Origin of the sequence: Saccharopolyspora sp., from assembly GCF_017434145.1 — a bacterium.
Lineage (GTDB): Bacteria > Actinomycetota > Actinomycetes > Mycobacteriales > Pseudonocardiaceae > Saccharopolyspora_C > Saccharopolyspora_C galaxeae.
In genome coordinates, this window is sequence record NZ_JAFRFW010000904.1 from 1 (window position 1) to 7,973 (window position 7,973).

Consider the following 7,973-nt stretch of genomic DNA (forward strand, 5'->3'; position numbering starts at 1 on the left):
CCGACGAACCGGGCCGCGCCGGTTCGCTCGCGGAGTGCGGCAACGCCACCGCGTGCGGCCGGTCGTTCGGCAGCCGGCTACCCGCCAGCACGTCCTGGTCCCCGGCGTCGGGCAACGGCTCCAGCGGCGACGGGGTCACGCCGCTGTCGTAGGCATCGGCCCACCGCAGCACGGTGCGCACGTATTCGTCGGAGTGGTTGTAGCGGAACACCGCTTCGGCCAGCTGCCGCGGATCGCGCAGATCGGCATCGCCATCGCAGAGGTAAGCACCGGCGCTGGCCACCGCGTCGTGCACGTTGTGCGGGCTGAGCACGCCGTCGTCGTTGCCGTCCATCGCGTGCTTGTTCCAGGTCGACGGGATCAGCTGCATGGACCCGACCGCGCGGTCCCACACCGGATCACCGTCCAGGCTGCCTTGGTCGGTGTCCGGGATCGCGGCCACACCGGGACCGCCGCTGAGCCGCGGCCCGAGGATGGCGGGCACCGTGGTGCCGTTGACGTCGATCCGCCCGTCCCGCGCGTGCCCGGACTCGATCCGGCCGATGGCGGCGAGCACCGACCAGCGCACTCCGCAGGCCGGGTAGCTCTGCCCGAGCCGGTCGGCCGCGCCGACGTAGGCGGCGAGCATCGGTTCCGGGATGTCCAGCGAACCGCGCGGCAGGTCCGCGGCCGGACCGGGCAACTTGCGGGGTTCGCCCGCGAGGTCGAGCAGGTTCTCGCTGGGTTCGAGGTTGCGCGGCAGATGCCCGGTGGCTCCGTAGCGGCTACCGCCGGGCGCCCCGTCGGCGCGACCGTCGCGCAGGGTCGGTGGCGGCATCGACAGCAGGGCGCTGGACGCCGCCACCATCAGGACGGTCGGAGTGAGGAACGTGGCGGCGCGCCACCTGCGCCGGTTGCGGCGACGAGCGGTTTGCCGGGTGGTGCGAGCTGCCACGGCGCCTCCAGCCCCAAAGTGTTCTCGCCTGCGGCGAACTCCACCGTGGCACGTACTCGCTGGTCACGAAGTTCGTCGACACCATCGAGTGAAACGGTGCAGCCGACGTCGAGGGCTACTGCGCGGTAGCCGCTTTGGCCTACCCTGCTGCGCATGACGCTCACCGGCGAGCCGCACGTGCACGGCAGGACGGAACCCTGGTCGACCCACGACGTGACCAACCAGCCTCCGCCGCTGGACGGCTTCGACCCGTTGTCCTGCGATCCCGCGCTGCGCGAAGCCGTCAGCCGCTACGCGCCGACCGCACTGCCCGACCTGCGCGAACTAGCGCTCGAGTCGGGTTCGGCCGAAGCGCGCGAGCACGGCAGGCTCGCCAATGACAATCCGCCCGAGCTGCGCACCCACGACCGCTACGGCAACCGCGTCGACGAGGTCGAGTTCCACCCCTCCTGGCACTGGCTGATGAACCGCGCGGTCCGGCACGGCCTGCACGCCGCGCCGTGGCGGCCGGACGCGGAACCCGGTGCGCACGCGCGCCGCGCCGCCGGTTTCTACCTGTGGTCGCAGGCCGAGGCAGGACACGGTTGCCCGATCTCGATGACCTTCGCCGCCGTGCCCGCGCTGCGGCACTCCCCCGAGCTGGCCAGCCAGTACGAGCCGGGGCTGTCCTCGCCCGACTACGACTTCGGCCTGCGTCCCGCCGCCGCGAAGACCGGGCTGCTGGCCGGGATGTCGATGACCGAGAAGCAGGGCGGTTCGGACGTGCGGGCGAACACCAGCACCGCCGAGCCGCTGGCCGACGGGACCTACCGGATCACCGGGCACAAGTGGTTCACCTCGGCGCCGATGAACGACCTGTTCCTCACGCTGGCGCAGACACCGGACGGGTTGAGCTGCTTGCTCGTGCCGCGAGTGCTGCCGGACGGCAGCCGCAACGAGATCCGGCTGCAGCGGCTCAAGGACAAGCTCGGCAACAAGTCCAACGCTTCCGCGGAGCTGGAGTACACCGGCGCGCTCGGGCACCTGGTCGGCGAAGCGGGCCGCGGAGTGCGCTGCATCATCGAGATGGTGTCGATGACCAGGCTGGACTGCGTGCTCGGTGCGGCGGCGAACATGCGGGTCGCACTGTCCGAGGCGGCGCACCACGTGCAGCACCGCAGCGCGTTCGGCGAGCGGCTGGCCGATGCGCCGCTGATGCGGACCGTGCTGGCGGATCTCGCGTTGGAGACCGAGGCGGCGACCGCGTTGGCGATGCGGCTCGCGCTGCCTGCGGCGAAGTTCCACGTGTGCAAGCGGGCCGCCACGGCGGTCGCCGAAGCGCTGGAATGCCTCGGCGGCAACGGCTACGTCGAGGAGTCCGGGCTGCCGCGGCTGTACCGGGAGGCGCCGCTGATGTCGATCTGGGAAGGCTCCGGCAACGTGACCTCGCTCGACGTGCTGCGTGCGCTGCACAAGCAGCCCGCGTCGGCGGAAGCGCTGCTGGGCGAGCTGGACGCCGCGGCAGGCGCGGACCGCCGCTACGACAACAGCGTCCGGCAGCTGCGCGAGGAGATCGCAGCGCCCCGCCCGGAACGGGCGCGCAAGCTGGCCGAACTGCTGGCGTTGACCTTGCAGGCTTCGCTGCTGATCCGGCACGCGCCGACCGCGGTCTCGGAGGCTTTCGTGGCGACCCGGCTGGTACCGGACACCGGCCGGTCGTTCGGCACGATCCCGGACGGGCTCGCCGCCACCGCACTGCTCGAGCGGGTCACGCCGGGACGCTGAACGATCAGGAAGGCGCGTTCTCCGGCCAGCGGCGAGTGATCTCGTCCAGCACCTCGTCGCCGAACGGATTCACCCCCGGGCCCTTCGCGAGCGCGTGCGCGAGGTGCACGTGCAGGCACTTCACGCGGTCCGGCATACCGCCCGCGGTGACCTGAGTGCCCAGCGGTTCGATCGCGTCCCGCTCGGCCAGGTAGGACTCGTGCGCGCGGCGGTAGGCGGCCGCCAGCTCCGGATCCTCGGCGAGCCGGTCCTGCATCTCCCGCATCCGGCCCTCCGCCTCCAGCGTGGAGCACAGCGCGCTCAGCCGGGGCGAGGTCAAGTAGTACAACGTCGGGAACGGCGTGCCGTCCTCGAGCCGCGGATTCGTCCGCACCACGCTCGGCTCGCCCGCCGCGTCCCGCGCCGCCACCGCCCGCAGCCCGCGCGGCGGCCTGCCGAGCTGGTCGGCGATGCTTTCCCGATCGTGCTCGGTGACCGTCGAAATGTCGTTCACTGCTCGTTCCCCGTCAGCGACTTCCACAGGTTCTCGTACCACGGCCCGTCATCCGCGGGCGTCGGCGCCGGCGGCGGCTGGGCCTGCTGGTGCGGGAGTTCCACGATGTACGGCGTCTCCCCGGGGCGCACGTAGCCGAGCCTGGCGCGCGCCTCGGTCTCGACGTGCTGCGGATCGGAAAGCTGCGCCTTGCGCTCCTGCAATTCCTGGACCTGCTGGGAGAGTTCGACCCGCTTGTCGTCCTGCGCGGCCAGCTCGCCGCGCTGGCTCAAGTAGGTGCGCAGCGGCACGGACACGCTCAGCGCCATCGTGCACAGCAGCAGCGCCAGCAACGCCGCCCGGCGCGTCGACGAGAGCTTGAACGCGCCACCGGTCGGCGACTTGCGCTGCGATTTGGACCGCGGCGCCGCCGCGCGCGGCCGGGAACCGCTCTTGGTTCCCGACCGCTTCACCGGCTCCCGCGAACGACCGGTACGGCGCGCCGCGGGGGTCTCGCCCCCGCGGCGGCGTTGCTGTCGATCAGAGGACCGCCCGCTCGGCATCGCCCGCACCCGTCGTCGTCGAAGTCACCCCGGCCGTGTTCAGACCGCTGGTGACCAGGATGTCACGCCTCCGGATTGAGCCGCGGGAACGCCAGCTCACCCGCGTAGCGCGCCGCGTCGCCCAGCGCTTCCTCGATGCGCAGCAGCTGGTTGTACTTGGCGATCCGCTCGCTGCGCGCCGGGGCACCGGTCTTGATCTGGCCGCAGCCGGTGGCCACCGCGAGGTCGGCGATCGTGGTGTCCTCGGTCTCGCCGGAGCGGTGGCTCATCATGCTCTTGTAGCCGCAGGAGTTGGCCAGGTTCACCGCGTCCAGCGTTTCCGAGAGCGTGCCGATCTGGTTGACCTTGACCAGCAGCGCGTTGCCCGCGCGGCGGTTGATGCCCTCCTCCAGCCGCTCCGGGTTGGTCACGAACAGGTCGTCGCCGACCAGCTGCACGCGGTGGCCGATCTCCTTGGTCAGCTGCACCCAGCCGTCCCAGTCGTCCTCGGACAGCGGGTCCTCAATGGACACCAGCGGGTAGGAGTCGAGCAGCTCGTTGTAGTAACCGGCCATCTGCTCGGGGCTGCGCTTGGCCTTCTCGAAGGTGTAGACGCCGTCCGAGTAGAACTCGGTGGCGGCCACGTCCAGCGCCAGCACGATGTCGGTGCCCAGCTTGTAGCCGGCCTTCTCGACGGCGGTGGCGATCAGGTCCAGCGCCTCGCGGTTGTTCGGCAGGTCGGGGGCGAAGCCGCCCTCGTCGCCGAGGCCGGTGGGCAGGCCCTTGGACTTCAGCACCGACTTCAGCGCGTGGTAGGTCTCCGCGCCCCAGCGCAGCGCGTCCGAGAAGGAGTCGGCACCGACCGGGGCGATCATGAACTCCTGCACGTCCACACCGGTGTCGGCGTGCGCACCGCCGTTGAGGATGTTCATCATCGGCACCGGCAGCACGTGCGCGTTCGGCCCGCCGACGTAGCGGAACAGCTCCAGCCCGGCCGAGTCCGCGGCGGACTTCGCCACCGCCAGCGAGACGCCGAGGATCGCGTTCGCGCCCAGCCGGGACTTGCCGGGCGTGCCGTCGAGGTCCACCAGCTTCTGGTCGACCACGCGCTGCTCGGTGGCGTCCAGCCCGGCCAGTTCCGGGCCGATCTCGTCCAGCACGCCCTCGACGGCCTTCTCCACGCCCTTGCCGCCGTAGCGCTCGGCGTCGCCGTCGCGCAGCTCGACCGCCTCGTGCTCACCGGTGGAAGCGCCCGAGGGGACCGCGGCGCGGCCCAGCGTGCCGTCCTCCAGTGCCACCTCGACCTCGACGGTGGGGTTCCCGCGCGAGTCCAGGATCTCGCGGGCGCCGACCTGCTCGATGATCGCCACGTGTGCTCCTAACCAGGGTTTGAGGTATGGGCGGCCCCGGCTCGCCGCACCGCTGGACGCGCGCGGCGGGCCGAACCCCCGAGGACCGCCCCTGAGCCTATCGGGGCCCGGTGCGGCGACGTCGCCGACTTGAGCGGGAGCACATCGTCGCCCGATCAGGATCGATCACGTTGCACGGCGCGTGATCGAACGGCGGCCGCGGACGTGCCGATTACCATCCGCTCGGCAGTCGAGGAACAGCGGGGTCGGCACGTAGTGTTGTCCGCGTCATGAGGGACGAAGAGACCGTGGAAGCGTTCCGCCGGGCGGAGAACCTGGTCTCCCAGCGACGGCCGTGGGAGGCCCTCCGCGCGCTGCAACCCGTGCTCGCCATCGCCGAGGACAAGCCCAGCGTGCAACTGGTTCTCGGCCGGGCGTACCTGTTCTCGGCCCAGTTCCGCCGGGCGGAGCTGGCGTTCCTGCGGGTGCTGGAGCTCGACCCGTCCGACCATTACGCGCGGCTGGTGCTGGGACGCACCCTGCAGCGGCAGGGACGGTTGCTGGAGGCCCGCAGCCAAGTGCAGATGGCCGCGACGATGAATCCCGATCCCGCTTACCAGGAAGCGCTGGGCGAGATCAACGCCCGGCTGGCCATGCAGAACGACTGAGCCGCTGCGACGTTGCGTCGCGGCCGTTCCGGTCGCGGGTCGGTCGCGTGCGGTTCAGTCGCGGCGGTTCGCCGCACCGGCGTAGGTCTCGGCGATCGCGAAGACCTTCTGCCCGTACTCCACCGAGTTGTTGTACGACATCACCGATCCCCACCAGCCCTGGCCGGTGGTGAGATCGCGGCCGCTGGAGCAGAGGTACCGGGCGGCGGCCATCGAGGCGTCGTCCAGGTTCTGCGGATCGCCGACCCCGTCGCCGCTGCCGTCGGTGGCCCACTTGCGCCAGGTCGACGGGATGAACTGCATCGGGCCGACCGCGCGGTCGTGCATCGCGTCGCCGTCCAGCACACCGCCGTCGGTGTCTCCGATCGCGCGCACGCCTGGAGTCCCGTCCAGCGGGACACCGATGATCGGCTTCGACGGGCGGGCGTCGTCGCCGAGCAGCCGGTTGCCGTACCGGCCGTGGTTCGACTCGATCCGGGCGATCCCGGCGATCGTGGACCACGAGATCCGGCACTCGGGCTGGTACTCGCGCATCGCGAGATCGGCGTTGACGTAGGACAGCAGCGCCCTGGAAGGCACGTCGACCACCGAGGCGATCCCGTCGGCCCACTCGCGCACCGGATCGCCGCCTTCCGGTGCAGGTTGTTGCACCGGCTCCTGCACCGGCGGCGCGGCGGAACCCGGCAGCACCGGGGCGGGTTCGACGGTCTGCTCCGGTGGCGGCCCGGCTTCCGGGGCGGCGGCCGGACGGCCGAGCCCCGCGGTCAGGCCGACGCCGACCCCGGCGGACGCCACCAAGGTGAGCGCGACGGCGAGTCGTCCGAGGACGGCGAACACGGCGCGCAGCCGCGAAGGAGTGGGGTCGGTCACGCGAACAGGTTACTTGGCGGTATCAAGCAGAACCAGGGAGCGTTTAGGGAGCGGTGCGCACAGCGGGGTCGTTCAGCGGAACATCAGGCGCCTGCTCGCTGCGGACTCTCAGCGGAGAAGTCGCCGCACGGCTCGGTTTCCCGCCGCGCCGGAGCGTCCGCCGATCGACCGGCCACCCGTGCGGACCCGTACCTGCGCTCAGTTCTCCGTCGCCAGGGTGCGGCTGATCCTGCCGTACTGATCGGCGTGGTCGATCACGTCCTGGCCGTAGTCGTGGCTCTCGTTGTAGTCCAGCAGAGCCCTCCAGAACCCGTCCGGATTGCGCAGATCGCCGCCGACCGTGCACAGGTATCCGGCCGCGGCCAACGCCGCATCATCGATGTCGTTCGGGTCGGCGACCCCGTCGCCGTCGGCATCCGCCGCCCAGCGGTTCCAGGTGATCGGGATGAACTGGAGCGGGCCGATCGCCCGGTCGAACACCAAGTCTCCGTCCATGGCACCGCGGTCGGTGTCCTCGATCCGCTTGACCCCGTTGCTGCCGTCCAGCGGCAGACCGCGGATCGCCACGCTGGGCCGTCCGGTCTCGTCCAGCTTGGCGCCGCCGTAGCGGCCGTGGCTGGATTCGATGGCGCCGATCCCGGCCAGGGTGGACCAGCCGATGCCGCAACCGGGGTGCTCCTGCTCGGCCGCGCGCGCCGCGTAGCCGTACGCCTGCAGCGCGGCGAGGGGAATGTTCAGCTCGTCGGACATCGACTCCGCCCAGCCGGTGAGTTGCTGCTGCGGCCGGTCCTGCACGGACATCGGAGGATTGCCGGAGTGCGCCAGCTGCACCCGCGGCGGTTCCACTCCCGGGTCCGGTGGCGCCACGGCAGGCGGCGGGTCGGCGGCGACCCTGGGCTCGTTCTCCGCGCGGTCTTCCTCGGGCGGAGCGCACGACACGAGCACGGCGAGCACCGGTACCACTCCGGTGAACAACCACGGTCTGCGCGCACCCTGTTGCTGCGACACCAAATGCCTCCCTCTCCCACCTCAGTGTGCACGTGCCCGTCGTGCGCCCGGAGACGAACCGGACAAGTCACGCGCTCCCGGAGCACTTGTCGTCGGCAACGCGAGTTCTGTGACGGTGCCGGTCGGATTCGCCGGGCAGCGCGAGCGGACCGGGACCTCCGGGGGTTCGTGGCCGACCGCCGTTCCGCGTGGCGTTCCCACTTTCGCGGATGCGGACCTGCTCGCCGCGAGCGGGTCCGCGAGCGGCGAACCGGATTCGCACCGGCGGCGGGAATCCACTCCGGTGCCCGCTCATTCCCCGCTCGCCGCCCAGTACCGCCGCCAGTCCGCAGCGTTGCAGGTGGCCGGGTCCTGACCGGCCGCACG

9 protein-coding genes are annotated in these 7,973 nt (G+C 71.5%); 3 read left to right on the plus strand and 6 right to left on the minus strand.

The genetic code is table 11. The features are described 5' to 3' along the window. Nucleotides 1-934: lytic transglycosylase domain-containing protein (locus IJH84_RS24485; RefSeq protein WP_295149562.1), on the minus strand; the 934-nt coding region annotated here is incomplete at its 3' end. Between the two features lie 153 nt (nt 935-1,087). Here IJH84_RS24485 and IJH84_RS24490 point away from each other — a divergent pair. Continuing rightward, nucleotides 1,088-2,698 (plus strand): acyl-CoA dehydrogenase family protein, encoded by a 1,611-nt coding sequence (locus IJH84_RS24490; protein ID WP_295149564.1) that lies wholly within the window; start codon nt 1,088-1,090, stop codon nt 2,696-2,698. A 4-nt stretch (nt 2,699-2,702) separates the two neighbouring features. Here IJH84_RS24490 and IJH84_RS24495 read toward each other — a convergent pair whose 3' ends face one another. The 3 genes from IJH84_RS24495 to eno form a co-directional block, all read right to left on the minus strand. Then, entirely contained in the window at nt 2,703-3,191 is a 489-nt protein-coding gene (locus tag IJH84_RS24495) for a DUF501 domain-containing protein (protein ID WP_295149567.1), read from the minus strand. Beyond that, entirely contained in the window at nt 3,188-3,643 is a 456-nt protein-coding gene (locus IJH84_RS24500) for a septum formation initiator family protein (RefSeq protein WP_295149569.1), read from the minus strand. Before IJH84_RS24500 ends, IJH84_RS24495 begins: the two co-directional genes overlap by 4 nt. 152 nt (nt 3,644-3,795) lie before the next feature. Continuing rightward, on the minus strand, nt 3,796-5,082 hold the full coding sequence (gene eno / locus IJH84_RS24505; RefSeq protein WP_200069266.1) for a phosphopyruvate hydratase: 1,287 nt from the start codon (nt 5,080-5,082) through the stop codon (nt 3,796-3,798). A 269-nt stretch (nt 5,083-5,351) separates the two neighbouring features. Here eno and IJH84_RS24510 point away from each other — a divergent pair, with 269 nt between their 5' ends. After that, nucleotides 5,352-5,729, plus strand: a complete 378-nt coding sequence (locus tag IJH84_RS24510; RefSeq protein WP_200069265.1) for a tetratricopeptide repeat protein — start codon at nt 5,352-5,354, stop codon at nt 5,727-5,729. 54 nt (nt 5,730-5,783) lie between these two features. On the opposite strand, the gene IJH84_RS24515 is transcribed toward IJH84_RS24510, so the two are convergent. Beyond that, on the minus strand, nt 5,784-6,599 hold the full coding sequence (locus IJH84_RS24515; protein ID WP_295149573.1) for a lytic transglycosylase domain-containing protein: 816 nt from the start codon (nt 6,597-6,599) through the stop codon (nt 5,784-5,786). 198 nt (nt 6,600-6,797) lie between these two features. After that, nucleotides 6,798-7,607 carry a lytic murein transglycosylase gene (locus IJH84_RS24520; protein WP_295149575.1) on the minus strand — a complete coding sequence of 270 codons (810 nt, stop codon included), beginning with the start codon at nt 7,605-7,607 and terminating at the stop codon, nt 6,798-6,800. A 109-nt stretch (nt 7,608-7,716) separates the two neighbouring features. Here IJH84_RS24520 and IJH84_RS24525 point away from each other — a divergent pair, with 109 nt between their 5' ends. Further along, nucleotides 7,717-7,962, plus strand: a complete 246-nt coding sequence (locus tag IJH84_RS24525) for a hypothetical protein (protein WP_295149577.1) — start codon at nt 7,717-7,719, stop codon at nt 7,960-7,962. Nucleotides 7,963-7,973: the final 11 nt, after the last annotated feature.

Coding starts and splice junctions, on each gene's coding strand:
- IJH84_RS24490 (WP_295149564.1), top strand. CDS start 1,088: ATGACGCTCACCGGCGAGCCGCACGTGCACGGCAGGACGGAACCCTGG.
- IJH84_RS24510 (WP_200069265.1), top strand. CDS start 5,352: ATGAGGGACGAAGAGACCGTGGAAGCGTTCCGCCGGGCGGAGAACCTG.